Annotated in this window: 29 protein-coding genes and 2 tRNA genes; 16 read left to right on the top strand and 15 right to left on the bottom strand. The window is 30.2% G+C overall.

Annotated features, from left to right (window positions below):
• Positions 1–49: 49 nt before the first annotated feature.
• From ACOTVC_RS04015 to ACOTVC_RS03960, 12 genes are read left to right on the top strand one after another with little or no spacing between them, the layout of a single operon-like run.
• The gene (locus ACOTVC_RS04015; protein WP_039619526.1) at positions 50–319 is read left to right on the top strand and encodes an iron-sulfur cluster biogenesis protein NfuA; all 270 of its coding nucleotides are present in this window, start codon (positions 50–52) and stop codon (positions 317–319) included.
• Complete coding sequence (locus tag ACOTVC_RS04010; protein ID WP_039617205.1) at positions 306–845, top strand: hypothetical protein; 540 nt, start codon at positions 306–308, stop codon at positions 843–845. Before ACOTVC_RS04015 ends, ACOTVC_RS04010 begins: the two co-directional genes overlap by 14 nt.
• On the top strand, positions 829–2,112 hold the full coding sequence (locus ACOTVC_RS04005) for a UDP-N-acetylmuramoyl-L-alanyl-D-glutamate--2,6-diaminopimelate ligase (RefSeq protein ID WP_421627769.1): 1,284 nt from the start codon (positions 829–831) through the stop codon (positions 2,110–2,112). Before ACOTVC_RS04010 ends, ACOTVC_RS04005 begins: the two co-directional genes overlap by 17 nt.
• Positions 2,113–2,418 carry a YbaB/EbfC family nucleoid-associated protein gene (locus ACOTVC_RS04000; RefSeq protein ID WP_039617208.1) on the top strand — a complete coding sequence of 102 codons (306 nt, stop codon included), beginning with the start codon at positions 2,113–2,115 and terminating at the stop codon, positions 2,416–2,418.
• Positions 2,415–3,494: a DUF7488 domain-containing protein gene (locus ACOTVC_RS03995; protein WP_214097796.1), complete on the top strand. Its 1,080-nt coding sequence runs from the start codon at positions 2,415–2,417 to the stop codon at positions 3,492–3,494. Before ACOTVC_RS04000 ends, ACOTVC_RS03995 begins: the two co-directional genes overlap by 4 nt.
• Complete coding sequence (locus ACOTVC_RS03990) at positions 3,494–4,339, top strand: polyprenyl synthetase family protein (RefSeq protein ID WP_257906648.1); 846 nt, start codon at positions 3,494–3,496, stop codon at positions 4,337–4,339. Before ACOTVC_RS03995 ends, ACOTVC_RS03990 begins: the two co-directional genes overlap by 1 nt.
• 3 nt (positions 4,340–4,342) lie before the next feature.
• Entirely contained in the window at positions 4,343–6,247 is a 1,905-nt protein-coding gene (gene tkt / locus ACOTVC_RS03985) for a transketolase (protein ID WP_257906640.1), read from the top strand.
• Between the two features lies 1 nt (position 6,248).
• The gene (locus tag ACOTVC_RS03980; protein WP_373274690.1) at positions 6,249–7,349 is read left to right on the top strand and encodes an MlaE family lipid ABC transporter permease subunit; all 1,101 of its coding nucleotides are present in this window, start codon (positions 6,249–6,251) and stop codon (positions 7,347–7,349) included.
• The gene (locus ACOTVC_RS03975) at positions 7,346–8,068 is read left to right on the top strand and encodes an ABC transporter ATP-binding protein (RefSeq protein ID WP_039640545.1); all 723 of its coding nucleotides are present in this window, start codon (positions 7,346–7,348) and stop codon (positions 8,066–8,068) included. The genes ACOTVC_RS03980 and ACOTVC_RS03975 overlap by 4 nt, the downstream gene beginning before the upstream one ends.
• Positions 8,068–8,895 carry an MlaD family protein gene (locus tag ACOTVC_RS03970; protein ID WP_421627766.1) on the top strand — a complete coding sequence of 276 codons (828 nt, stop codon included), beginning with the start codon at positions 8,068–8,070 and terminating at the stop codon, positions 8,893–8,895. The genes ACOTVC_RS03975 and ACOTVC_RS03970 overlap by 1 nt, the downstream gene beginning before the upstream one ends.
• A 1-nt stretch (position 8,896) precedes the next feature.
• Positions 8,897–9,487: an ABC-type transport auxiliary lipoprotein family protein gene (locus ACOTVC_RS03965; RefSeq protein ID WP_039627736.1), complete on the top strand. Its 591-nt coding sequence runs from the start codon at positions 8,897–8,899 to the stop codon at positions 9,485–9,487.
• 43 nt (positions 9,488–9,530) lie between these two features.
• Positions 9,531–10,052, top strand: coding sequence for a flagellar FLiS export co-chaperone (locus tag ACOTVC_RS03960; protein WP_421627765.1), 522 nt, complete (start codon positions 9,531–9,533; stop codon positions 10,050–10,052).
• A gap of 31 nt (positions 10,053–10,083) precedes the next feature.
• Here ACOTVC_RS03960 and ACOTVC_RS03955 read toward each other — a convergent pair whose 3' ends face one another.
• The 7 genes from ACOTVC_RS03955 to ACOTVC_RS03925 all read right to left on the bottom strand — a co-directional run bounded on the left by ACOTVC_RS03955 (position 10,084) and on the right by ACOTVC_RS03925 (position 15,073).
• Positions 10,084–10,623: a superoxide dismutase (Cu/Zn) gene (locus ACOTVC_RS03955; protein ID WP_039640551.1), complete on the bottom strand. Its 540-nt coding sequence runs from the start codon at positions 10,621–10,623 to the stop codon at positions 10,084–10,086.
• 231 nt (positions 10,624–10,854) lie between these two features.
• A complete protein-coding gene (locus tag ACOTVC_RS03950; RefSeq protein ID WP_039640553.1) occupies positions 10,855–11,112 on the bottom strand; it encodes a zf-TFIIB domain-containing protein in 258 nt (85 codons plus the stop codon).
• Between the two features lie 49 nt (positions 11,113–11,161).
• Positions 11,162–11,851 carry a uracil-DNA glycosylase gene (ung, locus tag ACOTVC_RS03945; protein ID WP_214097791.1) on the bottom strand — a complete coding sequence of 230 codons (690 nt, stop codon included), beginning with the start codon at positions 11,849–11,851 and terminating at the stop codon, positions 11,162–11,164.
• Positions 11,852–11,859: 8 nt separating this feature from the next.
• Positions 11,860–13,167, bottom strand: a complete 1,308-nt coding sequence (locus ACOTVC_RS03940) for a sensor histidine kinase (RefSeq protein ID WP_214097790.1) — start codon at positions 13,165–13,167, stop codon at positions 11,860–11,862.
• Positions 13,157–13,843 (bottom strand): response regulator transcription factor, encoded by a 687-nt coding sequence (locus ACOTVC_RS03935; protein WP_214097789.1) that lies wholly within the window; start codon positions 13,841–13,843, stop codon positions 13,157–13,159. The genes ACOTVC_RS03940 and ACOTVC_RS03935 overlap by 11 nt, the downstream gene beginning before the upstream one ends.
• A 1-nt stretch (position 13,844) precedes the next feature.
• Complete coding sequence (locus ACOTVC_RS03930) at positions 13,845–14,258, bottom strand: DUF1104 domain-containing protein (protein ID WP_039640559.1); 414 nt, start codon at positions 14,256–14,258, stop codon at positions 13,845–13,847.
• A 62-nt stretch (positions 14,259–14,320) separates the two neighbouring features.
• The gene (locus ACOTVC_RS03925; protein ID WP_214097787.1) at positions 14,321–15,073 is read right to left on the bottom strand and encodes an SIMPL domain-containing protein; all 753 of its coding nucleotides are present in this window, start codon (positions 15,071–15,073) and stop codon (positions 14,321–14,323) included.
• A 74-nt stretch (positions 15,074–15,147) separates the two neighbouring features.
• Here ACOTVC_RS03925 and mutY point away from each other — a divergent pair, with 74 nt between their 5' ends.
• Positions 15,148–16,191: an A/G-specific adenine glycosylase gene (gene mutY / locus ACOTVC_RS03920; RefSeq protein WP_348636263.1), complete on the top strand. Its 1,044-nt coding sequence runs from the start codon at positions 15,148–15,150 to the stop codon at positions 16,189–16,191.
• On the top strand, positions 16,181–17,038 hold the full coding sequence (locus ACOTVC_RS03915) for a radical SAM/SPASM domain-containing protein (RefSeq protein WP_214097785.1): 858 nt from the start codon (positions 16,181–16,183) through the stop codon (positions 17,036–17,038). Before mutY ends, ACOTVC_RS03915 begins: the two co-directional genes overlap by 11 nt.
• On the opposite strand, the gene ACOTVC_RS03910 is transcribed toward ACOTVC_RS03915, so the two are convergent.
• The 3 genes from ACOTVC_RS03910 to ACOTVC_RS03900 are packed head-to-tail and all read right to left on the bottom strand — an operon-like array spanning position 17,022 to position 19,864.
• Complete coding sequence (locus tag ACOTVC_RS03910; RefSeq protein WP_214099324.1) at positions 17,022–17,894, bottom strand: hypothetical protein; 873 nt, start codon at positions 17,892–17,894, stop codon at positions 17,022–17,024. The genes ACOTVC_RS03915 and ACOTVC_RS03910 overlap by 17 nt on opposite strands.
• Entirely contained in the window at positions 17,888–18,508 is a 621-nt protein-coding gene (lpoB, locus tag ACOTVC_RS03905; RefSeq protein WP_214099325.1) for a penicillin-binding protein activator LpoB, read from the bottom strand. The genes ACOTVC_RS03910 and lpoB overlap by 7 nt, the downstream gene beginning before the upstream one ends.
• Positions 18,509–18,517: 9 nt before the next feature.
• Positions 18,518–19,864 (bottom strand): hypothetical protein, encoded by a 1,347-nt coding sequence (locus ACOTVC_RS03900; RefSeq protein WP_214097782.1) that lies wholly within the window; start codon positions 19,862–19,864, stop codon positions 18,518–18,520.
• Between the two features lie 53 nt (positions 19,865–19,917).
• On the opposite strand from ACOTVC_RS03900, the gene ACOTVC_RS03895 reads away from it, so the two are divergent.
• Positions 19,918–20,005: transfer RNA gene (locus ACOTVC_RS03895), tRNA-Ser, on the top strand.
• On the opposite strand, the gene ACOTVC_RS03890 is transcribed toward ACOTVC_RS03895, so the two are convergent.
• Positions 20,006–20,656 (bottom strand): putative metalloprotease CJM1_0395 family protein, encoded by a 651-nt coding sequence (locus ACOTVC_RS03890; protein ID WP_214097781.1) that lies wholly within the window; start codon positions 20,654–20,656, stop codon positions 20,006–20,008. It lies immediately after the preceding tRNA gene.
• Positions 20,657–20,784: 128 nt separating this feature from the next.
• Here ACOTVC_RS03890 and ACOTVC_RS03885 point away from each other — a divergent pair.
• Positions 20,785–20,861 (top strand) — tRNA-Met (locus ACOTVC_RS03885).
• Here ACOTVC_RS03885 and ACOTVC_RS03880 read toward each other — a convergent pair.
• From ACOTVC_RS03880 to ACOTVC_RS03865, 4 genes are all read right to left on the bottom strand, one after another.
• The gene (locus tag ACOTVC_RS03880; RefSeq protein ID WP_214099328.1) at positions 20,862–21,503 is read right to left on the bottom strand and encodes a potassium channel family protein; all 642 of its coding nucleotides are present in this window, start codon (positions 21,501–21,503) and stop codon (positions 20,862–20,864) included.
• On the bottom strand, positions 21,500–22,843 hold the full coding sequence (locus ACOTVC_RS03875; RefSeq protein WP_214099329.1) for a TrkH family potassium uptake protein: 1,344 nt from the start codon (positions 22,841–22,843) through the stop codon (positions 21,500–21,502). The genes ACOTVC_RS03880 and ACOTVC_RS03875 overlap by 4 nt, the downstream gene beginning before the upstream one ends.
• 89 nt (positions 22,844–22,932) lie before the next feature.
• A complete protein-coding gene (locus ACOTVC_RS03870) occupies positions 22,933–24,267 on the bottom strand; it encodes an anaerobic C4-dicarboxylate transporter (RefSeq protein WP_087684828.1) in 1,335 nt (444 codons plus the stop codon).
• A gap of 18 nt (positions 24,268–24,285) precedes the next feature.
• The gene (locus ACOTVC_RS03865; RefSeq protein WP_214115255.1) at positions 24,286–25,698 is read right to left on the bottom strand and encodes an aspartate ammonia-lyase; all 1,413 of its coding nucleotides are present in this window, start codon (positions 25,696–25,698) and stop codon (positions 24,286–24,288) included.
• Positions 25,699–26,159 lie beyond the last annotated feature (461 nt).

The raw sequence follows: 26,159 nt of genomic DNA, 5'->3' as shown, positions 1-26,159 counted from the left end.
CAAATAAGATAAAATTAAAATAAAAATAATCCAAGGAAAAGTTATGAATATGCCTTTTAGTGATGAGGAATTAATAGAGCCTGTAAAAGCAAGTCTAGCTAAAACTATGCATATTTTAGAAAATGATGGTGGTGGGCTTGATTTTTTAGGGGTTAAAAATGGTGTGGTTTATGTGAAGCTAACTGGAGCTTGCCATGGTTGTCCAGCTAGTGGGACGACTTTAAAATATGGCTTAGAAAAACAGCTTAAAATCGACATACACCCAGATATCACTATAGTAAATTTAGCAGGTGGGGAAAGCGAATTTGCAAAATTATAAAAAAATAGCCATAGAATGCTTTTATAAAAAAGATTTTAAAAATGCTAAGATGTATTTTTCTCTTGCTTATGAAAAGCGTAAAAATAAAAGACTTTTAACTTTTATTAATATTTGTGATTTGGCGTTAAAAAGCCCTGAGGAAGCCTTTGTGTTTTTTGAGTTTTTTATGCAAAATTATAAAAATACTAAAGTAGATAAAGATATTGAAAAACTTATTAATCTTAGTCAAAGTGTGCAGTTTGAAGAAGATAGTGAAGACTTTGAGGGTTTGAGTTATCAAGATTTTTTACTGAGTGAAGCAAAAGTTGGGTTTAAACAAGCTTTAGAAAATGTTATAATATCAAATAAACTTATCATTAATGATAAAGAAGATTTTGTGGATTTTTTAGAAAAACTTTTAGAGCATGGTTATAAAGATATGCTTGTAGCTTATATGGAAGATGTTTCGGTACATTTTTATTCTAATTATAGATTTATCAAGCTTAGCGAGAAAATCAAGGAATTAAATTATGATAGTAAAGATTGAAAATACTTTCATTTGTGATAATTCTAATGAATGCGAAAAAGATTGTTTTTTCTTAAAAACTGCTCAAAATGAAAAATTTCTTCATCAAGCTTTAGAAAAACAAGCAAAAATTATAAATATAACTGAGTGCAAGAAACTTTTAAATATAGATGAAAATATAAAAATCATAGGTATAACAGGAACCAACGGCAAGACAACTACTGCGGGGGCTATTTACTCTATCTTGCTTGATTTGGGTTGTAAATGTGCCTTGATGGGAACTAGGGGTAGTTTTATAAATGATAAAAATATCACTCCAAAAGGCTTAACTACTGCTCCTATTTTGCAAACCTTAGAGCTTTTATCTTTAGCAAGTAAGGAAAAATGTGAATTTTTAATTATGGAAGTAAGCTCACATGCTTTGGTGCAAAACCGCATTGAAGAGCTTGAGTTTAAGGCTAAAATTTTTACGAATATCACTCAAGATCATTTAGATTTTCATGGAAACTTTCAAAACTACCAAGCGGCAAAAGAAAGTTTTTTTACTGATGAGTGTATGAAATTTATTAATAAAGACGCAAAAGCTATAAATTTTAATGTCAAAGGTGCTTTTACTTATGGAGTAGAAAATCCAAGTTATTATCACATTAAAGCTTATGCTTTAAAAAATGGCATTGAAGCTGTGGTAAATTTTGGCAAAGAAACTTTTATGATTGATTCTTCTTTGGTAGGGCTTTTTAATCTTTATAATCTTTTGGCTGCAAGTGCTTGTGTGAATGAACTTGTTAAACCAAATTTAAAAGAGCTTGAAAAGGCCATTAGTAATTTTGGTGGTATTGAGGGTAGAATGCAAGTAGTTGCAAAAGATGTTATTGTAGATTTTGCTCATACACCTGATGGTATAGAAAAGGTTTTAGATGCTTTAAAATATCGTGATTTGATTGTGGTTTTTGGAGCAGGGGGAGATAGAGATAAAACTAAGCGTCCATTAATGGCTAAAATCGCCAAACACTATGCTAAAAAACTCATCATCACAAGTGATAATCCACGCTCAGAAGAGCCTATGGATATCATTAATGATATTTTAAGTGGTATAGAAAAAGATGAGAGTATTTTTATAGAATGTGATAGAAAAGAAGCGATAAAAAAAGCATTAGAGCTTAAAACTAAAAATGATTTTGTGGTGATTTTGGGTAAGGGCGATGAAACTTATCAAGAGATTAAGGGTGTAAAATATCCTTTTAATGATAAAGAAGTAGTATTAGAGATATTAAAAGAAGGAAAATAAATGTTTGAAAATATGGATTTTTCTAAAATGGGCGAGCTTTTAACTAAGGCTCAAGAAAAAGCAAACGAATTGGAGCAAGAAGCTTTAAAAAAGGAATTCAGTGCAAAAAGTGGCGGTGGTTTAGTAAAAGTTAGTGCTAATGGAAAAGGTGAAATCATCGATATAAATATTGATGATTCTTTGCTTGAAGATAAAGAATCTATGCAAATTTTATTAATAGCAGCGATGAATGATGTGATGAAAATGGTAGAACAAAATAAAAAATCAATGGCTAGTAATTTATTTAGTGGAATGGGAATGCTATGAGAATTTTACTTTGTATTTTGGGTATAACTGGTGTGCTTTTTGCTGTGCCAAGACCGACTTTTAATGATTTTTTGGGTTGTTATGAAAAAAATAAAGCTAGTATGTTAATTTATGAGGGTTTGCCTGCTTTTGCTTTAGATGAAAATACCTTAGCAGTAGTTAAAACTAAAAATGCAAAATTAAACAGTTATACTAAATATGATCCTTTTTTAAATTTATATTTAGTAAAAACAGATTTTAGTTTAATCCCTGCGCCTATGGGAGATGAAGAAGAATTAACGCGTAATAGTTGGGTAGGAATTTTAGACAATAATAAAAGCTACATAGGGCATTTGAAGTATTTTGGACAAAGTTTAACAGAACGTGATCAGCTTGATTTTACTTCTAAAATCGGAGAACTTAACTCACCATGCTGTAAAATGCTGGGTATAACTTTAGAAGATGGTAAGCTTATAGGAAATCGTTATTTAAAACACTTTGCAAAATATCCTGATGCTTATTGGGGTGATATAGGTGTTGATTTTGATATGCGTGATGGCAAAATTTATGTAAAAAATGTGCGCAAAAATGGACAATTTTTGCTTAATGATGAGCTTGTGAGTGTAGATGGGCAAGTGTATGATGATATAAGAAAGCTAAATGAGAAAATTTTATTTGCCGATCGTGGTGCGACTTTGTATTTTAATATGTTAAGAGATAATAAAGATGTAAATATTTCTACGACAGTTTTTGATAAAGATTTGGGTATATTTGCTAAACCTAAAAAAGTAGTTCAAACTAAACCGACTTCTTTTTATAGTAATCTAGGATTACGCGTAGATACAAAAATGAATGTTACAGAGGTAACTCCAAATTCTAAAGCGCAAATGGCTGGATTTTTAAAAGGGGATAAAATTTTAAGAATTAATAATCAAAAAATTAATAATTTTAACGAGCTTCAAGCCATATTAACTCAAGCTAATACTTTTGATGTTTTAGTTTCAAGACAAGCAAGCAATATCCCTTCAGCGAAAAATAATGATTTTGAGCATTTTAATAAAGGATATTTTGACTTTTTTATAAGGCTAAATAAGTGATTTTAGAAAAATTCAAACAACATTTAGAGCAAAATTTTCCTAAAACTCAAAGCTTTCATCCATTTTTCAATGAGGCTTTAAAATGGATGTTAGAAGCTGGCGGGAAGCATTTTAGAGCCCAACTTCTTTTAGGGATAGTTAATGCTAAAAATCCTGCTTTGTTTGAAAAGGCTTTAAATGCGGCTTTGGCTTTGGAATTTATTCATACTTACTCTTTAATACATGATGATTTACCTGCTATGGATGATGCTTCTTTGCGCAGAGGAAAACAAACCTTGCACAAAAAATACGATGAAACCACAGCTATTTTAGTAGGTGATGCTTTAAATACTCAAGCTTTTTTACTACTTTCTAAGCTTGATTTAAAAGAAAATGTTAGATTAAAACTCATAGAAACTTTAGCTTTTAATGCAGGGCTTAATGGTATGATCATTGGTCAGGCGATTGATTGTTATTTTGAAGATATGCCTTTAAATTTAGAACAAGTTGAGTTTTTGCACATTCATAAAACTGCAAGATTGATTGCAGCGGCTTTAAAAATGGGCTGTGAAATTTGTGAGTTAGATAAAAAAGAATGTGAGCAAATTTATGAAATAGGGCTTTTGGTAGGATTAGTTTTTCAAATCAAAGATGATATTATCGATGCGACTTTAGATACCCAAGAAGCAGGAAAGCCAACTCATAATGATTTGCATAAAAATTCTTTTGTTAAACTTTTAGGTTTAGAATGTGCTAAAAAGGCAAAAGATGATAAAATTGCATTATGTGAAGAAAAAATGAAAAATTTAGACTCTAAGCTTGCTAATGAGCTTCAAATTTTGATTGATAAATATTTAAAAGGTTAAACAATGTTACAAAAACAAGCCAACACTATAAGATTTTTATGTGCGGATATGATACAAAAAGCAAATTCAGGCCATCCAGGTGCACCTATGGGTTTAGCAGATATTATGAGTGTTTTAAGTACCCATTTAGTACACAATCCAAAAGATCCTACATGGTTAAACCGCGATAGATTGGTTTTTTCAGGTGGTCATGCTAGTGCTTTACTTTATAGCTTTTTACATTTGAGTGGTTATGATGTAAGTTTAGAGGATTTAAAAAACTTCCGCCAATTACACTCTAAAACTCCAGGTCATCCTGAAATTTTCACTCCAGGTGTTGAAATCGCCACAGGACCTTTAGGACAGGGCATTGCAAATGCGGTTGGTTTTGCTATGGCTGCTAAAAAAGCAAGCTTGCTTTTGGGTGAAGATATCATCAATCACAAAGTATATTGTTTGTGTGGTGATGGGGATTTGCAAGAAGGAATTTCTTATGAGGCTTGTTCTTTAGCAGGGTTTCATAAGCTAGATAATTTAATCATCATTTATGATAGTAATAATATTTCAATCGAAGGCGATGTGGCTATTGCTTTTAATGAAAATGTAAAAGAACGTTTTAGAGCACAAAATTTTGAAGTACTTGAGATAGATGGGCATGATTTTGAGCAAATTGATTTGGCATTAAAAACTGCTAAAGAAAGCAAAAAGCCTTGTTTAATCATCGCTCATACTACCATAGCTAAAGGGGCTTTGGAGCTTGAAGGAAGTCATCATTCTCACGGAGCACCTTTGGGTGAAGAGCTTATTAAAAAAGCAAAAGAAGCTTTAGGTTTTGATCCACAAAAAACTTTTGAAATTCCAGAAGAAGTCAAAATTCGCTTTAGTACCGCAATAGAACTTGGAGATTTAGCACAAGCTAAGTGGAATCAAAAAGTGCAAAATTTAAATGCAGAAAAACAAGCTTTATTAAAAGAGCTTTTAGAGCCTGATTTTTCAAAAATACAATTTCCTGATTTTAAAGGAAAAGATCTAGCTACTAGAGATAGTAATGGTATGATTTTAAATGCTATTGCTAAAGCTTTACCGGGATTTTTAGGCGGTAGTGCAGATTTAGGTCCATCAAATAAAACTGAACTAAAAGATATGGGTGATTTTCCAAATGGAAAAAATATCCACTATGGCATAAGAGAGCACGCAATGGCTGCTATATCAAATGCTTTTGCTAGATATGGTTTGTTTTTGCCTTATTGTGCTACCTTTTTTATATTTAGCGAGTATTTAAAACCTGCTGCAAGAATAGCAGCTTTGATGAGGACTAAACACTTTTTTATCTTTACTCATGATAGTATAGGGGTTGGCGAAGATGGTCCAACACACCAACCTATAGAGCAACTTAGCACTTTTAGAGCTATGCCAAATTCATTTACATTTAGAGTAGCTGATGGGGTTGAAAATGTAAAAGCATGGCAGATCGCACTTAAAACTAATATGCCAAGTGTTTTTGTTTTATCACGCCAAAAATTAAATGCTTTAAGTGAGCCTGTTTTTGGAGATGTGGAAAATGGGGCTTATTTATTAGAAGAAAACGCAAATACGCAATTTACACTTTTAGCTAGTGGTAGTGAAGTGTCATTGTGTTTAAAAGTAGCTAAGATTTTAAAAGAAAAAGGTGTAGTTGTCAATGTGGTTTCTATGCCTTGTTATGAATTATTCATTGCTCAAGAAAAATCTTATAAAGAAAGAATTTTACAAGGTAAGGTTATAGGTGTTGAAGCTGCAAATTCAAATGAGCTTTATAGAATTTGTGATGAGCTTTATGGTATAGAAAGTTTTGGTGAGAGTGGTAAAGATAAAGATGTATTTGAGCATTTTGGATTTAGTGAGGAAAAATTAAGCTCATATGTTTTAAGTTTATGCGATGAAAAGTAAAATCATCAAAAACATTAAAAACCAAGAATGTGTTTTTAGTGTTTTTGGTATATGGGATAAAAACAGTGTAGGAAAATTGGAAAAATTAGATTTTCCTACTCAAAAAAATATTATTTTTGATTTTACGAATTTAGATTTTATAGATACCGCAGGAATTAGGTATTTTCTAGCTTTAGAAAATGAACTTAAGCAAAAAGGTTTTGAGCTTAGTAGAGTAAATCTCAAAAGCGAGCATGCTAAACTTTTTGAACTTTGTCAAAAACACTATAAAAGCTTTCACAATTCTTATGAAGATAAAAAAATACTCAAAGGTTTTTTTGAAAATTTAGGAAAAAAGGTTGCTGAATCTTTTGTGCTTTTGGTGCAGTTTTTAAATTTCATAGGGCTTATTATTTATACTTGTTTTAAAACACTTTTAAATCCTAAAAAACTTCGCTTTAGGGCATTTTTATATCATGTAGAAAATAGTGCTATTAATGCTTTGCCAATCATTATACTAACTTCATTACTTGTGGGTGTGGTGCTTGCTTATCAAGCTGCATATCAACTTGCACAATTTGGAGCTAATATTTACATTGTCGATTTAATGGGAATTTCTGCCACTAGAGAACTTGCACCATTAATTAGCGCTATAGTTATAGCTGGAAGAAGTGCAAGTTCTTATACAGCTCAAATTGGAGTAATGAAGCTTACTGATGAGATTGATGCTATGAAAACTATGGGTTTTAAAGAAAGTGAATTTATCATTTTGCCTAGAGTTTTAGCCTTGACGCTTGCCATGCCTTTAGTAGTAATAGTAGCTGATATTTTAAGTATTATAGGTGGAATTGTAGTTGCTTGGTTTAGTTTAGAAATTAGTGCAAGTGAGTTTATGAGTCGCTTTAAAGAAGCAGTGGAGTTAAAACATATCATCATAGGGCTTATGAAGGCACCTATTTTTGGATTTTTGATTGCTTCTATTGCTTGTTTTAGGGGATTTTTTGTGCAAAAAACTACCGAAAGCATAGGTGTTTATACGACAAAAAGTGTGGTAAATGCTATTTTTTGGGTGATAGCTTTTGATGCAATTTTTTCTGTATTTTTAACAAAGGCTGGATTTTGATTATAAAAGCTAAAAATATTAGCACTTATTTTGGAAGTAAATGTGTACATGAAGATATTAGTTTTGAAGTACATGATAATGAAATTTTTGGTATTTTAGGTGGTAGTGGTAGTGGTAAATCTGTACTTTTAAGACAAATGTTAATGCTTGAGCATTTTGATAAGGGCGAGTATGAAATTTTAGGTAAGAAATTAAAAAATATAAGTGATGAAGATGCTTTATTTTTGCAAACACAATGGGGTGTTGTTTTTCAATATGGAGCATTATTTAGCTTTTTTAATATACTTGAAAATATCAGCATACCTTTGGTTGAATATACAAAGCTTAGCAAAAATGATATCAAAGAAATAGCCATGATGAAACTTAAGATGGTAGGACTTGATGAGAGCGTTGCAAGACTTTATCCGAGTGAATTAAGCGGGGGTATGAAAAAAAGAGTAGCCATAGCTAGGGCTTTAGCACTTGATTCTAAATTGCTTTTTTTAGATGAGCCAACTTCAGGACTTGATCCTTATAGTTCAAGAGAATTTGATGAATTGCTTTTGAGCTTAAAACAAAGCTTTAAATTATGCGTGATTTTAATTACTCACGATAAAGAGAGTATGAGAAATGTTTTGGATCGCTTTTTGATTATAGAGAATAAAAAAGTTGGTTTTTTAGGAGATGTTGAAGCTTTGCAAGAGCAAAATCCAAGACTTTATGAGAGGTTTATGCAATAATGGAAAATAAAGCAAATTATATTTTGATTGGAATTTTTGTTTGTGTGTTATTTTTTATCAGCTTGTTTTTTATAGTGTGGTATGGGAATTTAAAAGATGAAAAATCTTTTAAATATTATGAAATTTATATGGAAGAATCAGTTGCAGGGCTTAGCGTCAAAGCTCCGGTTAAATTTTTAGGGGTTGATGTTGGCAGTGTTGAAAATATCAGCATAGATAGCTCAAGTAAGCAACTAAGAGTGAAAATTTTAGTTAAGCTTGATTCTAGTTTAGCGGTTAAAACAGATACTTATGCAAGCTTGCAAATTCAAGGTATAACAGGATTTAAGTTTATTCAGCTTGCAGGGGGTAGTGAGGAAGCTAGTGTTTTAAAAACAGATGATGATGTTTATCCTATTATAAAATCAAAGGAAAGTTTTTTTACGAGCATAGATAAGCAAGCAAATAATCTTTTAGAGCTTATTAATGTCTCAAAGCTTAAACTAGAAAATCTTTTAAGTGATAAAAATTTAAAAAATATCGAGCAAATTTTACAAAATTCATCAGAATTATCCGCACATTTAAATGCTAATGCACCAGCATTTTTGGAAAATTTAAATAAAACAAGCTCTAAACTTGGTAAAAGTTCAGATGATTTTTCAAATTTTTTAAATAATGCTAATGGCCAACTTAATGAGCTTAATAAAAGCAGAATGCTTTTGAATGAAAATTTAGATATTTTAAGAGTTTTGTTTTTAGATTTTACGCAATTATTAAAAAATTTAAAGCAAAATCCTTCCGATGTAATTTATAAAGATAAAGCCATTCAATATGCTCCAGGAGAATAAAATGAAATTTTTATATATTAGTTTAGTAGCTATTTTTTTTAGTGCTTGTTCTTTGATTAGTCCAAGTCAAACTTTACCTGCAAATAAATATTTTAGTATTAATTTAGAAAAGCTAGAGCAAAGTCAAAATAAAAAAAATGCAACTATTATAGTTTCTTTGCCTAAGGGCTTAGCTTATACTAATGAAATTTTTTATAAAAAAGATCATGTTGTTAATGCTTATGCTTATCATTTTTGGAAAGAAAATCCTGCTTTGATGATAAAATCTTTTTTGGAATTTCATTTGCAAGATTTAGGAGTATTCAAAGCAGTTTTAAACCAAGATAGTCTAGCTAGTGCTGATTATGTTTTAGAAAGTAAAGTAGATGTATTAGAGCAAGATTTTAGCGATGAGATGTATTCTAAAATAAAATTAGGCATTAATTTAAATTTAGTGCAAATAAACACTAAAAAACTTATAGCAAGTAAGTATTTTTACTACGAAAAAGAATTAAATGATAATAATCCTCAAATTTTAATCCAAAACTACGATGAGGTTTTTTTGCTTTTTGCTAAAGATTTTAGAGTTTGGATAGATCAAAATTTGGAATAAAAAATGCTTTTCTTGGTTATAGCAATAACAAGGAAGGTGTATTATGAGAGATGAATTAGAAATCTTACAAAAACATTTAGGACAAGTAGGTTCAAGTATAGATGGTGCAAATTTAAAACACCAAACACAAAAATTTAGTGAAGATATTACCGATGCAAACGATTTTGTCGGTGCTTTGCAAATTTTAGATTCTTCGTTGAAAAAAATTTCAAAACTTTTAGAAGATAAAAACTATGAAGATGTGCAAGATAAGGTATTAATTGCAAGTGAAAGTTTAAAAATAGTAGATAATTGCTCGTTTTTAGGCAATGCTTTATTTGATAATAATTATAATATAAATGTAGGCTCCAAGGCTTTTGCTTTTGAAATTTGTAACCCTTTAAAAATTTTAGAAACTAGTGATTATGAAGGCATGAAAGCTTATATAGTCGATAAAAGAGAAGAAATAGCTTCTATGCTTAGTGAGCTTGCAGTGGCTATTGCTACTTATAGTCCTAGCCAAAGTTTTGGCGGATCAAACCATGATTTTATGAATGATTTTGATTTTACTAAGCTTTTTAAATAATACTAAAGGCAAAAAGCCTTTAGTATGTGTATTATTGAATAACTCCACAAGCCATTCTAGCGCCACCACCGCCAAGTGCTGCAGGATGATCGCTATGATTATCTCCTCCAAAATGTATCATTAGAGCATGGTTTTTAAGCTCATCAAGAGTTTTAATTTTTGGTGCTAATACAGGATTGGTTGCTTTACCGTCTTTTTCTACATAAAGTGGTGGTAAATCACCTCTGTGGCCTTTATCATCCCATGGGCTTGAATGTGCGTCAGTTTTTTCAGGATCCCAATGACCACCAGCTTTCATACCTAAACCCTTATCAGTTGCTCCACAATCAGCATTTGCATGTACATGAAAACCATGAATTCCACTTTCTAAACCTTGAAGATTTGGGTAAAATGCTACTCCATAAGGAGTTTGTACTGCTACTACTTCACCTGCATTTTTGTTGGCATTTTTATCAAGAATTTCCATTTTGATAACTAAATGATCTTTTTGTGCTTTTGGATCAAAATTCTCTAAATTTGCTCCAATTAAAAAACTTGATGCTAGTAAAGAACTTAGTATAATTTTTTTCATTCTCTCTCCTTTTGTTAAAAATTATTTTATTGTAGCATATATTATTAATAAAAAATTGTTTTTGTTGTTTTTTATAAAATACAATAATCAAAAAACCTATAAAAAGGTTAAAATATTACTTTACAAAAGGCCCTGCGGATATGTTTTTTGATGGTGAGTATTTATGGGTGTCAAAAATGGTAGAGAATACCTTGATTAAAGTAAAATTATAAAACTTTTAAGCCTTTTGGCTTAAAAGTCAAATAATTCTCCAAGCCAACTTTCTTTTTTCTTATATTTATAGCCACTATTGTGATGATAGTTTGCTTGTTGGTTGTAATTTTGTTGATGAGATGGTTGTGTTGCGCTTTGAGAAGAACTTCTTTCTATGATTTTATCAAGTTCACCACGATCAAGCCAAACACCACGGCATTTTGGACAATAATCAATCTCAACTCCATTTCTTTCACTCATTAATAAATCAGTATTCACACAAACTGGGCAATTCATATTTATCCTTTATAAAAAATTTCATTAAAGTATATAGGTTTAAGGTAAATTATGAGTTTAAATCCCAATCAATAGTACTTTTACCAAGTTTTAATAAAATTTCGTTGCTTTTTGAAAAATGCTTACAGCCTAAAAAAGCATTTCTTGCTAAAGGCGAGGGATGTGCCGCCTCTAAGATGAAATGTTTTTGGGTGTTGATTAAAACTTTTTTGTTTTTAGCATAATTTCCCCAAAGTAAAAATACCAAACCCTCTTTTTCGTTGCTAAGTTTTGATATAACAGCATCGGTAAATTTTTGCCAGCCAAAATGTGCGTGTGAAGCAGGTTTATTTGCTTCTACGCTTAAGATAGAGTTCAAAAGCAAAATTCCTTGTTTGGCCCATTTGCTAAGATCCCCATGTCTTGCTATAGGAATGTTTAAATCATCTTGCAATTCTTTGTAGATATTAAGTAAAGATGGAGGAATTTTAACTCCCATCGGTACGCTAAAGCTTAAACCCATAGCTTGATGAGGATTGTGGTAGGGATCTTGTCCTAAAAGTATGATTTTTAAATCCTGCAAAGGAGCTAGGTTAAATGCATTAAAGATTAAATTTGCTGGTGGATATATGGTTTTTCCTTCGTTTAAGACATTGATATAATGAGCTTTTATCTCTAAAAAATAAGGTTTTAAAAACTCATCTTTTAGAAATTCTTTCCAAGTTTGTTCCATTTTTATTTTTTCTAAACAAATATTCATTTTTATCCTTACCAAGAAAGTATAAAATCACTTCCTTCATTTTCTTTACTTAAAACTTTAATGTTGATATTGTTTTTATCGGCTATTTGTTTGACTAGGTTTAAACCTATGCCAAATCCACCTTGATCTTGATTAAAGCGTTTATAGCGTGTAAAAATTTGAGCTATTTCTTTAGTACTCATACCTTGGCCTTCGTCTTTAATGCTAAGTGTTTTCTCTTTTAAGTAAATATAGATTTTTTTATGAGGATTGGTGTATTTTATGGCATTGCTTAAAAGGTTATCAATTAAAATTTGCATTTCTTCTTTATTAGCATAAAAGTTTTGCTCTAAAAGATTTTTTTCAATGATGAGATTTTTTTGGGCGATTAAAGTTTCAAAGTATTCTAATCTTTGCTCTAAAAGTCCTTTTAAATTTATATCTTCTTTGGTGTTTTCTTTTTGTATGAAAAAATTTAAGGCTATGAGGTTTTGGTAGATATGGTTTAAATTTTTACTTGCTAGTTTAATGTGATTTAGTTTTTTTGCATTATTTGGATTTAAATTTGCATCGTCAAATTTTTTAATACTAGCTAAAATCACACTTAAAGGCGTATTAATTTCGTGTGTAGTGTCTTTAATAAAATCATTTAGTGTCTTAAATTGTTCTTTGATGTTTTTAAAAACAAGCATGATAAGCACATAAGCAATTATAGCAAGTAGTATAATACATATAAGAGTATAAAAAATGGTTTTTAATTTTAATTTCCAAAGTTCATGAGAAAAATCATTAATGTCTAAATTATTATAATTATCCTTGCGGTATTGTTCTTTTTTAAAACCAAGATCATCTGTTTCCATGATGATGTGGATATTTTTATGTTTTAAAAATTTAAAATAATGTCTAGGTTTTTTTACATCGGTTCTGTCTATATAAGCATCAAGATTACGAATTCTTAAAAAATCTATAAATAATTTCTTATCTCTGCTGTAAATAAAATTGTTTTGCTCTAAATGTCTTAAGATACTCATGGCGTCAAAAGAAAGATTACTAAAAATTACCTTTTGATCTAAGATAAGAGCAAAAGAGGTATTAAATTTATCAGAAATTTCTGCGAAATCAATTTTTTCTAAAGCAATTTGATTGTGATTTGACTCTATAATATTTTGTAGAATATAATTGTGGTGTGTATAAACATGTGTTAGTTGGTTTAAGCGTATATAGCTAGCTTCTTTTTGATAGAAAGTGATAAAAAAAATCGCAAGAAAAGCACCACTTGTGATAATATAAAGGATTAAGATTTTAAAAATAGTATTATTAAAATTTTCACTTTTCATTTTCTAGCCTAATGGCATAACCTATGTTTCTTTGATTGATGATAAGATCTTTACCAAGAATTTTTCTTAAGTTTTTAACATACACTCGAAGACTCATGATTACAGGCTCTTCATCTAAACTCCAAATTTCATTAAAAATTGTCTCTATACTTACAAAATGTGGGCGTTTTTTTAAAAGTAAAGATAAAAGCTCTTTTTCTTTGTTGGTAAGAGCAATAATTTCTTTATCTTGATAAAGAGTTTTATTGAGTGGATCAAAAGAAATATTTTTTGAGGTGCTAAGCAAGATTAAATCTTCTTTTTGATGGCTAAAATTTCTTTTAATGATGTTTTTTACTCGGATGATTAACTCATCTACATCAAAAGGTTTTTTAATATAATCATCACAACCTGATGAAAAACCTTGTTTTACATCATCAAGCATAGATAAGGAAGTTAAAAATATAGCAGGAGTGTTCTTGGCGCTTTCTCTTAATTCCTTTAAGATTTCAAAACCATTACCTTTTGGGACTTTAACGTCAAAAATCCAAAGATCAAAATTTTCTTCATAAGCTTTTTCTAGAGCCTCTTGTGCATCATATACACAAGAGACTTTAAAGCCCTCATCACTTAAGGCATCACTAATAATTTCATTTAAACTTAAGTCATCTTCGAGAAGTAAAATTTTTGCTGCCATTTTATCTCATCGGACAATTTGTATGATTTTGATGATCCATTTTGTGCGTTTTATGTGGATTTTTACCATGCTGATGTAAATTTAATTCCCTTATTTCTTTGCCACTCATATTATCAGTTAGTTTTTGCATATCTTCTTGAACGATAGCTCTTCTTTGGTTTCTTTCTTGTGCAGAAAGCTTAGAGATATTTTCGCGTAAATTGGTTCTAAATTGTTGATGAAAATCTTTTGCATCTTTATATTTCATTTCATTCATTCTTTTTTTCATTTCTATCATCAAATCGGCTTGATCTTGAGCGTTAACGGTTTTTGCAAGATTTAAAATCTCATCATTGCTTTTTTTGGAAAAATCAGCTCCTAGTGCAAATGAAGCCATTAAAGAACTTGTGATAAATAAACTTATAATTTTTTTCATTGTTTCTCCTTTAAATTAATGATGAGAAATTATAAAAACTCAAAATAAAGTCAAAATGAAATTTATTGACAAACAAAAAGCACATTGGCTTTTAGGCTTTGTTTTTCGCTTTTAACAATAGGTAGCACAACGCTATCTGCACTCGCTGTTAGGTTTGGAGCATAATATTTGATATTGTTATTATCAAAATGAATATTTTTTACTAGGCAAGTCTTTGCTAAAGTCTTAGAATAATATTGAGCCTTTTCAAAAGCTTTTTTTAATGCAAGATCATATAAATCTTCTTTATTTGCTTCTAAAATAGTCTCATCAAAACCAGCTTGCAAGGCTTTGGTATTAAAAGAAATTAAAACATTAGTATTGCTAATACCTTCTATATCTTTTATAAGATTTTCATAGTCTTTGCTTTTGTTTTGTGGAATTTGACAAGTGAAATTAGAATATAATTTATATCCATTTAGTGTTTTTGCCTCTTGATAATAATTATAACTTGGTTCTAAAGTATAGCTTCCACCTTTGCAATAATTTTCTTTGGCAATACGATCTGAGATTTCTTTAAATGTCTTGGCAATATGATCTTTTTCATCACTAGAAACAATGGTTTTTTTACTAAGTTCCTCGCTAGCACTAAAATTTAAAGTAGCATTAAAGATATTTGGCATAATTTCATTAGATACTTCTATATTTCTTGAAAATTCTATATTTTGTTTATTGTGATTTTTTAATCCTAAAAATTCAGTGTTAAAAACTACTCCTAGTACAAATAATATTAAACAAAGTAATCCTAAACCTAAGCCTTTTAAAAAACTTTTCATTTTTGCTCCTTTTTAAAATATTTTTTTATTTTAACATAAAGCCTTTAAGAATAGATTGTATAATTTTTTTAAAAATAAAGAAAGTCTTAATGCAAAAAATTCATGAAAATATTTTAAATTGGTATAACGAAAACGGTAGAAAAAATCTTCCTTGGCGTATTTTGCATGATGAATATAAAAAATACGCTAAAGCAGATGATTTGGAAAAATTAAAAAATATTGATATTGCTTATGCGGTTTATGTCAGTGAGATTATGCTTCAACAAACTCAGGTAAAAAGTGTTTTGCAAAATTATTATTTTCAATTTTTAGCTAAATTCCCTTCTTTAAAAGTACTTTCTATGGCAAGTGAAGATGAGGTTTTAAAAGCTTGGCAAGGGCTTGGGTATTATACTAGAGCTAGAAATATGCACAAATGTGCAAAAATATGTGTGCAAAAATTTAATGCAAAATTACCATTTGATATCAAAGAGCTTCAAAGGCTTCCTGGTATTGGGGAGTATACAGCCGGAGCTATAGCTTGTTTTGGCTTTTTGCAAGCTAAGTCATTTGTGGATTCAAATATTAAAAGAGTTTTGAGTAGATTTTACAGTTTGCAAAATCCAAGCTCTAAACTTTTAACACAAAAAGCAAAAGAGTTTTTAAACCATGATAATGCATTTGATCATAATCAAGCTTTATTAGATATAGGGGCTTTGATTTGTTTACCTAAAAATGCAAAATGTGAAATTTGTCCTTTAGCAAGCTTTTGTAGTGGAAAAAATGAATATGAAAAATTCAACCCAACTAAAAAACATCAATACGAAAATACCATTTTAAATATACTTATAGTACAAAAAAATGAGCAATTCTTGCTTGTTAAAAGTGAAGAAAAATTGTATTTTAATATGTATAATTTTTTAGAATATAAAAACCAAAAAAATGCAAAATTTATAGGAGAATTTAAACATTCTTACACTAAATACAAAATCAATGCTAAGATATATTTTTTAAAAGACGATGATTTTGAAGATTTAAAAGCAAAAGCATTTTCTTATAAAGACTTAGAACATCTTGCTCTTTCAAAACTTTCTCTAAAAGTACTTGAACTTTTTAAAAAGAGTAATTATGCGATTTGAGAAAATTTATATAGAATTAAGTGATATTTGTGGATTAAAATGTGATTTTTGTCCTAGCCAAAAAGCACAAAGAAAACAAATGAGTCTTGAAAACTTTGAAAAAATTTGCAAAAGCGTGCATAATCACGCCAAGCTTTTTACTTTTCATGTGCTTGGAGATCCTTTAAGAATTTTAAATTTAAAAGAGTATTTAGAAATAGCTTTAAAATATGATATGCAAATAGAGCTTACTACAAGTGGGTTTTATTTTAATGATGAGAAGATAAAACTCATTTTAGACTCTAAAAATATCCGACAAATCAATATTTCCTTAGGTGCTTTTTTATCCCAAAGCAAAATGAGTTTAAAAGAATATTTTGAACCTATTTTAAAACTTATTTTTTTGCACTTAGAAAATAAAAATAATTCTTTTATCAATCTAAGGCTATGGAATTTAGATAAAAATTTCAATCCACCTTTTGAAAATGAAAAAATTTATGATTTTTTAGAGCAAATTTTTAAAGTAAAAATCCAAAAGCAAAAAGCTAAAAATCGCTTAGAAAGGCATATTATCTTACATCAAGCTAAACTTTTTAAATGGCCTTCTTTGAAAGATGAGGTTATTAGGGAGAGTGGGTGTTGTCATGCTTTAAATGGGCAAATTGCTATTTTAAGTGATGGAACTTTAGTGCCTTGTTGTTTGGATACTAAAGGGGATATAAAACTAGGAAATTGCTTTGAAAAAGATTTTAATGAGCTTTTAAATTCTTTTTTATATATAGAACTAAAAGAAGATTTTAAACAAGGAATTTTAAAAGCTGAGCTTTGTAAAAGGTGTGAGTTTTTGGAGACTAAAAACCTAAATTAACCCCACCTTCATTATTGATTTGGTAATTTGCGTCTAAACCTTGCTCTATTTCTTCTTCTTGATTATCTTTAGAATGTTTAAAAATATCTTCGGTAATTTTTGTGGCAATACCTCTAAGGGCTTTTTGTTTGCTTGAATTGCTTGTAGAGCTCATTTTAAACTCTAAGGTATTAGAGGCTTTGATTTGAGTTGTAGCAAATTCTATCAAACTATAATCAATGTTAATATTATAAGTTTGAGTGCTAATTTCATTTTGTATTTGTTCTATTTTAGGATTTAAAATGAGTAAAAAATCAGCCCCTAAGACATTATAAAGCTTAATAAGTTCATCATCGCTTGCATTTTTTATAAGTAAAGATTTTTCTTGATTATAAAGATCAAGATTTGCTCTATCTAAAATTCTAAATTTTTTACTTTGGAGTAAAATGCTTAAAAGTTCTTGTTCAAATTTAGCTGAGAGTTTATCTTTAACTTTGTTGATGATAATTAGCGAACTTTTATCCTCAAGGTTTTTTTCACTATAGAGTTTTTTATAAATTACAACTTTTGCGTGAAATTCGTTTTGATTTGTTTGAGTTAAAGATTTAATATCATAGCTATTAAAAACCCCATTGCTAACTAAGTCTATTTCCTCATCATAGCCTATATTGAAATTTCCATTAAAATTAAACTCAAATTTTTTAAGCTTGACTTGTTTTAAACCTTCCATTTTTCCCAGAGCTTCATTGATAGCATTTTTTATTGCTTCGCTTCTTGTGCTTCCAAAACCCTCGCCATAACTTTCTTTGTTTAAAGCACTTTGTGCTTGACAAAGACAAACTAGGGTTAAAAAAAGAATTAGTAGTTTTTTTACCATGTTACACTTTTGCCTTTACCTGTTTTATTGATGGTTTTTTCATCTTCCCAAAAGGCTAAGCCACTAGTTAAATCCGTAAGAATTAAATGAAAAAAATATTCCGTTTGAATTTTGCCATTGTAAAGTTTGACAGTATCTTGTCTGATTTTACCTGAAAGTGAGAAATTTGGAGCTAAAAGTGTGCCTTTTTTGGCAATGGAGTTTTGATTAAATTCTTCATTGTCTCTTAAGTCTCTTACATTATGAGATAAGCTATCTTTTGCTCCGCCTGCTGCTACAGCGGTTGTTAGTATAAATTTTCCAGATTTTCTTAATGCTATGGTAATTTTTGAAGTGAGTTTGTCTGTGTCTATTCTTTGTGGGGTGTCATTGATAATTTTTCCTATGGCAACAACTTTTCTATTAGAGCTATTTAAATTTGCAAAAGCAGGATCACTAAGTAAGCTTTGTATCATATCTTCAGCAGTTTTTTCAAAGTCTTCTCTATCAAGTCCCAAAGTAAGTGCATCGCCTTGCACTTTTTGAGAAGCTTTACCATCGGTATACTTTGGCTGTGAAGAGCAAGCACTGAAAACTAAAAGTGCAAAAATCATAAAAAATAAACTTTTTTTCATTTTATCCCCTTATTGTTCTTTAATTTTATAAATAATATTTGAATTTGGCACAAAAGATCTTATAAGTACAATATAATTTTTATCTTTTTCCAACGCATCTTCAAAGATTATTTTTTCTTTATCATCATAAATTTTAACTAAACCTTCATTTTTTAGCATTAAAATACTAGCACTTTTTGGTAAAGCTTGCCACATTCTAAGATCGGCTTTGTTAATTAAAGCAGTGCTAACAGTGCTAATAAATGATAAAAAACCACTAGAATCATTATTGGCTATGGCTAAATTAATTGAAGTTTTAAGTGCGCTTGAGGCTAGGGTTTTCATCACCATAGAAGGTAAAAGAGTTTTAAATTCACTTGCTATAATATCATCAAAATAAATTAAATTTTGGGTTTTTTCATCTTGACTTTGCAAGAATTTATAAGAAGCATTTCTTGATTTTAAATAAGCAAAAGCCACGCTAATATTTGCAAGATTATCATTAAAAACAAATGGTAAAGTGAGATTAAATTCTTCTTTTGTAGCACTAAAACCATCTTCATAGATAATAAAAATATATTTTTGTTGAGGGAAGGATGTTTTTAAATGAGTGAATTTTTCAAATACTTGAAATTGTTTTTGAAGTTGTTTGTTTTTCACATCGCTTAAAGCTACTTCTTTTAAAAACTCATAGGCTTTAATATAATCTTTATCAAAAAAGAAAAATAAAGCACTAAGATAGCTAGCATAGACATTAGTATAGTTTTTATTTGCGTTAAATGTACTAAGAAGATTGTCATATTGTTTATAGATAGGGTTTAAATTTTGCTGAAAACTCGCATATGTTTTTTTATCTTTTTGAAGTTCTTTTTGGTATTCTTCTTGAGCTTTTTGTATATAATCATAAAAATATTCTTTCATTCTATCTTGTCTGTATAAAGCTCGGTTAAATTCCACTCTTGCGTTTTCAAAATCACCCAAGCTCATATAATTTAAACCTTTGTAAGTATTTAGCATAATCCTTTCATAAAAATAACCTTGATAGTCATTGATGGTATCATTAAGTAAAATCTCACTAAAATTTTTAGTGACTTTTTGAAGCTCGTTTTGTAAATCTACATCATATTTATAAGCTTCTTCTGCTTTATCAAAAAATGCATTACTTTTTTCATAATCTTTACAAACTCTTGCTAAAGAGGCTAAATTTAACCCTGTGTATATGGTGTCTTTATCTGCGTTTTTTAAAGCTAGGATATTTTCATCACATTGTTTATTTATAAAGGCTTTTTTATAAGATAAATTAATATTAGCATGATTTGAACAAGCGCTTAAAAAAAGTAAAACAAAAAGATAAAAACAAGAGTAAAAAAGCTTCATAAATTCCCTTTTTTAGTGTAAATTTAAAAAAATAAGTTATAATTTTCGTTTTTAGAGAGGTGTCCGAGCGGTCGAAGGAGCACGCCTGGAACGCGTGTGTGGGGCAACTCACCGAGGGTTCGAATCCCTTCCTCTCTGCCACTATGCGCTTTTGTTATACTGACTTCCTATGTAATCTTGTGATGTATTTTGTGTGTATGATTTTATAGCTTTGGATTTTGAATTTGTTTTTTCTTCATTCTCGTTTTCGCTTTTTTCATTTTGTGCTTTTAGCTCTTCTGCTTTTATTTTAGCTTGTTCGGTGCGCGCATCATTTTGCATTTGCATAGCATTAGCTGCTACTTTATAATCTTGCGGACTAGGATCAGCTGGTGCCATAGCTGAAGCAATTACTTGCATAGCATTTGCTATAGTTTCTTCAGGAGTATTGCTTTTTTGCATTCTTATGGGCACTTCTCCTTCAATTGCATACATTTTATTATCAGGGCCTCTTGTATAGCCAAAACTTGCAGCCCCTGCTAAAGCTCCACCTGCTGCTTGATGGGCTGCCTCATGAGCTCTTACTTCTCTATCGATTTTTTCAAGTTCTCGTACTTGTTTTACTTCCTCATTGCTTAAGTCTTTACCGTTGACTTTTTGAGTTTTTTCATCTTTTTCTTGATCGTTATCATTTTCTTTTACTTGTTGTGGATTTTCTTTTTCTGAAATGTTTTCTTTAGTTTGTTTTTTGTCTTCGTTTTGATAAGGATTTTGCGTGTAAAAGGTATTGCTATAACTTGAGTTAATTTGCATTAAAATCCTTTTTTGATATAGTTTTATATTTGTAGCACAAAAAAGTTAAAAAATATATAAAAAATTACAAAATAAGTATTTTATGAAATGTTAAGCAAAATAAAGTATAATTTTAACTTCTTTCTTATGTCAGGGTAGCTCAGCTGGCTAGAGCGCTGGTCTCATAAGCCGGAGGTCGGGAGTTCAAGTCTCCCCCTTGACACCATCAGTATTCATATCGGTTTAATTCTTCTTGAGTTCCAAGTAGCATTAATATATCATTTAAATAGGCTGTAGCTTCTAAATCTGGCATAATACTCCAAGTATCGTGCTGTTTATGCGCAATAACTTTTAAATTTTGCCCGATAGATTGTAAAGTTTTTCCTGCTAAATTTTCATCCACTAAAAGTTTTGCTACTTTGATGGTATTAGCTGAAAGATCTATGATTTCAAAATTAGGATTAGTAATAAGAATTTTGGCCAAACGCTTTGCAGATTCTTTTTCAGGATAGATGACTTTATTAACCCCGAGTTTTGAAAGAATTTGTCCATGTGTAGAAGAATTTGCTTTAGCAATGATATTTTTTACCCCTATCTCTTTTAAGGCCATGAAAGTGAGTATACTTGATTCTAAATTTTCACCTATGCTAAGTATGACAACATCGGCATTTGCATAGCCTGCTTCTTTTAAGGCTATAGTATGAGTAGAATCCAAAATATAAGCAAAATCTGCAAGATCTTGTAATTCCTTAACAGCTTCTTCGTTAATATCAGAAACAATAACTCTTTTACCCTGATCAATAAGTTCTTTTGCTAAAACAGAGCCAAATCTTCCAAGTCCTATAATACCATAAGTTTCTTTTTTCATAATATGATTTTTCCTTTTGGATAATTTAAATATTTTTCTTTTTCTTTAAAAAATATACTAAATAAAAATGCAAGCACACCCACTCTACCACTAAGCATAAGTAAAATGATAATTAACTTACTTTCAGAATTAAAAAGCGCACTAAGTGATAAAGTCCCACCATCGCCCACTGAAACTCCTACTGTAGCAAAAGCTGAACTTGTTTCAAAAAGCAAAGGTAAAAAATTTTTATCATCCTCGATTAAAGATAAAAGCAATACGCAAGTGATGATATATACAATAGAACTTACTGCTATAATAAAAGCTTTATTGATAGTTTCTGCAGGAATTTCAAAGTTAAAAATTCTTGGATTACTATCTTTGATACTCCAATAAGCATAGATTAACAATACAGCAATAGTAGTTACTTTAATGCCTCCAGCTGTCCCACCAGGTGCACCACCTATAATCATAAATAAAGATCCAAAAAATAAACTTGCATCTTTAAAGGTGCTAAGATCAAGAGTGTTAAATCCTGCAGTTCTGTAGTTTACAGCTGTAAAATATACACTCATAATTTTATCAAAAAGTGAAAATTCTCCTATACTTTTTGGATTATGGTATTCAAATAAAAAAACCACTAAGCTTGCAAAAACAATCAGTATAATAGTAGAGATTAAAACAAGTTTTGTGTGTAAGCTTAGGCTTGCAAAACGTTTTTTAGAAAAAAAGTATAATTCTAATAATACAAAATACCCCAAACCTCCAATGATAATCAAAGAGGTGATAACAAAATTAATCCAAAAATCATCTCTATAAGACATTAGACCGCTTTCAAATATACTAAATCCCGCATTATTAAAAGCAGAAATAGAATGAAAAACACTAGCCCATAGAGCCTCATTTAAATTCATATCAAGTTTAAATCTTAAAAATAATAATATCGCACCTATAAATTCAATAGCAAATACAAAAAACAAAACCTTTTTTAAAAATCCTACAAGGCCGTCAGCTTCAGGATAAATCAGGGATTCTCTTAAAAGATTTTTCTCTCCAAAACTCATTTTTTTACGTACTAAAATATATAATGCCATAGCTATGCTCATATAACCCAAGCCGCCTATTTGAATAAGTAATAAGATAACAAATTGCCCATAAAAGCTAAAATCTAGCGAGGTATTTAGCACAATAAGACCTGTCATACTTACAGCTGAAGCGCTGGTGAAAAATGCATCTAAAAAAGATATGGGTTTAGTGTGCATAATAGGAAGCATAAGAATAAAGGTTCCAAAAAGTGCAACTAGGATATAACCTATGAATAAAATTCTTATATTTTTTCTATCTAAGGATAATTTTGTCATTTTGTTTCTTTAAAATTAAAGAAACATTCTACTTAAAATTAGTTAATAAAAAAAAGAGCTTTCCACTTAAAAAGTGGAAAGTTAGAGCATTAAAGCATTCCTACTGCTAGGAAACCTAGAGCAACAGCTATAGCTATAGCTAATACACCAGGAATAAAGAATGCATGATTAAATATGAATTTTCCAATTCTTGTTGTACCTGTATCATCCATTTGAACCGCACCTAATAAAGTAGGGTAGGTTGGAAGAACGAAAAGTGCTGAAACAGCAGCAAAACAAGCAACTAACATATAAGAGTCGCTAGGATTTGTAGTTGAAATTCCTAATGCAGCGATGATAACTGGAACAATAGCTTTTGCAGTAGCTGCTTGAGAATACAAAAGCATACTAGCAAAGAAGAAAGCAACTGCAAGCATAGCTGGAGTTTGTTTAACCCATTCACCTGCTACTTCTTTAATACCTGCTTCATGACCTGCAACGAAAGTATTCCCAAGCCAAGCAACACCAAATACACATACACAAGCTGTCATACCTGATTTAAATACACTTGTATCTAAAATTTTTGCAGGTTCAACTTTACATAAGAATGTAATTAAGGTTGCAGCGGTTAACAAGAAACTCATGATTGCAGCATCTCTTGGGATAACCACTGGATCAATCCATTTGATATTGTTGGAAATTGCTGTAGCATAAAGAACAACTGCTAATACTGTGAATAAGAAAATAGCAACTGAAAGTTTTGCACCCGGTTTATCTTCGCTTTGTAAAACATCAGAGGCATTTTTTACAAGACCAGCTTTTAAACGTTCTTGATATATAGGATCTTTGCTAAGATCCATTGGAGTAATTAAACTTACAATAAAAGCTGTAATCATACAAGCAGCAAAAGTAGTTGCAATCCAAATTCCAATTAATGCGGGATAGTTCCAGCCAAGTGGCTCTAATACACCAGTCATATAAACAACAGCAGCGCTAACCGGAGAAGCTGTAATACCAATTTGCGAAGCAACAACCATTAATGAAAGCGGAGCTGATGGCTTAATATTTTGAGATTTTGCAACATCAATAACAACAGGCATTAACGAAAATACTGCATTACCAGTACCTGCTAAAATAGTAAGTAACCAACCGCAAGCTGGCGCAAGGTAGTTGATAAATCTTGGATGTTTACGTAAAATTCTCTCGGTAACTTTTACCATATAATCCAAGCCACCTGCTTGTTGCATAGCAGAAATTGCAGCAATAGCTGCAGCAATGATTAAGATAACATCCCAAGGAATATTACCTGGTTTCATACCCAAAACAAGACCTAAAACAACAACACCTAGCCCTCCAGCATAGCCTATTGCTATACCACCAAGGCGGATGCCTATGAATATTGCCCCAAGGAAGACGACAAGTTGTAAAATAATCATAATATCCATGATTAAACTCCTAAGTTATTAAGCTTTTCTTTTTTCTGTCATATGAGGATTTAACATATTTTCTGGTGTTAAAATCTCATCAATTTTTTCTTTTGGTAAATAACCTCTTTCAAGACAAATATCGCCAACTGCCTTACCTGTTTCTAAAGCCTCTTTAGCAATACTTGCAGATTTTTCATAACCTAGAACCGGGTTAAATGCAGTTACAATTCCAATTGAATTTAGTACAAGTTTTTTACAGTTTTCAGGATTTGCTTTTAATCCCTTAATAGCTTTTTCAGCTAAAGTTTTCATAGCATTTTCAAGCAACACTATAGAATTGAATAATCCATAAGCAATACCTGGTTCAAATGCATTAAGTTCAAATTCTCCTCTTTCAGAGCAAAGCATAATGGTAACATCGTTGCCTATAACTTCATAGCAAGCTTCACCTACAGCTTCGCAAATTACAGGATTTACTTTACCTGGCATAATAGAACTACCTGGTTGCATAGCAGGCAAGCTAATTTCAGCTAAACCACATCTTGGACCTGAATTCATTAATCTTAAATCGTTTGCAATTTTTGATAGTCTTACAGCTGCAGTTTTTAGTGCACCACTTACATGTACAAAATCAGCTGTATCTTGAGTAGCAGCGATAAAGTCTTCAGCTGGTTTAAATTCAACACCAGTAATTTCTTTTAATTTTTTCTCAACCACAAATTTATAATCAGGATGACAGTTGATTCCTGTACCAATAGCTGTTGCACCAAGATTTAAATAAGTCATTGATTCACGAGCTGCTGTGATTTTTTCAATATCGCTTTTAATATAGCTAGCAAAAGCGTTGAAAGTGTTTCCTAAAGTTGTAGGAACTGCATCTTCAAGCTCTGTTCTACCCATTTTGATGATATCTTTGTATTCTTTAGCTTTAGCTTCTAATTCGGTTTTTAAAAGTTCCATAGCTTTTAAAAGATCAGTAAGTTTTGTATAGGTTGCTACTTTGATTGAGCTTGGATAAGTGTCATTTGTAGATTGACCTAAGTTTGTATGATCATTTGGATGAAGGTATTGGTATTCACCTTTTTTGTGCCCCATGCTTTCAAGAGCAATGTTAGTGATAACTTCATTAGTATTCATATTTGTACTAGTACCAGCACCACCTTGGATCATATCTACTACAAATTGATCTAAAAATTCACCAGCAATCAATCTATCGCAAGCTTTAGCAATAGCATCAGCTTTGTCAGCATCAAGAACCCCAACTTCTTTGTTAGCAAGAGCAGCTGCTTTTTTAACTTGAGCGAAAGCTTTTACAAAATAAGGATAATCTTGCAATCTTCTACCGCTCATATGGAAGTTTTCTAGTGCTCTAAAAGTTTGCACCCCATAATAAACTTCATCAGAAATTTCTAACTCACCAATAAAGTCGTGTTCTTTTCTTGTTCCCATGATGTACTCCTTGTGGGTTTTATTTAAGTTTCATTTATAAACTTATTCGTATTATATAACAATTTCTTACAAAAGTATCATAAAAATTTCTAAAATTTTCAAATTTCAATAAAAATATATAAATAATATAAGATGTTGATATTCATTTTCTAAAATTTTTAATAGTCTTAAATATTTATTTATATTATTTATAATTAATATTCTTGTTTAATTTTTTATACTTTTAGTTTATAGATATTTTTATAAGAAATTTTTTGTAATAATGAAAAATATATAAAAATTAAAAAAGTAATTAAAAACATAACAAAAGGAATAGTAATCAAACCAAACCCTAAGGTTTGGTTATCATTTAAAACTTCTTCTTCCTAGCATCTTCTAAGATATCATTAGCTATTTTATTTACATTATCAGATATAGCTGCACTATCTTTTGCTATTTTTAAGTTCTCTTGGGTTACATGA

It is taken from the genome of Campylobacter sp. GB48, assembly GCF_049221845.1.
Lineage (GTDB): Bacteria > Campylobacterota > Campylobacteria > Campylobacterales > Campylobacteraceae > Campylobacter_D > Campylobacter_D lari_C.
Note: the sequence above shows the minus strand (reverse complement) of the source record. Positions and strands in the feature narration are given on the sequence as shown.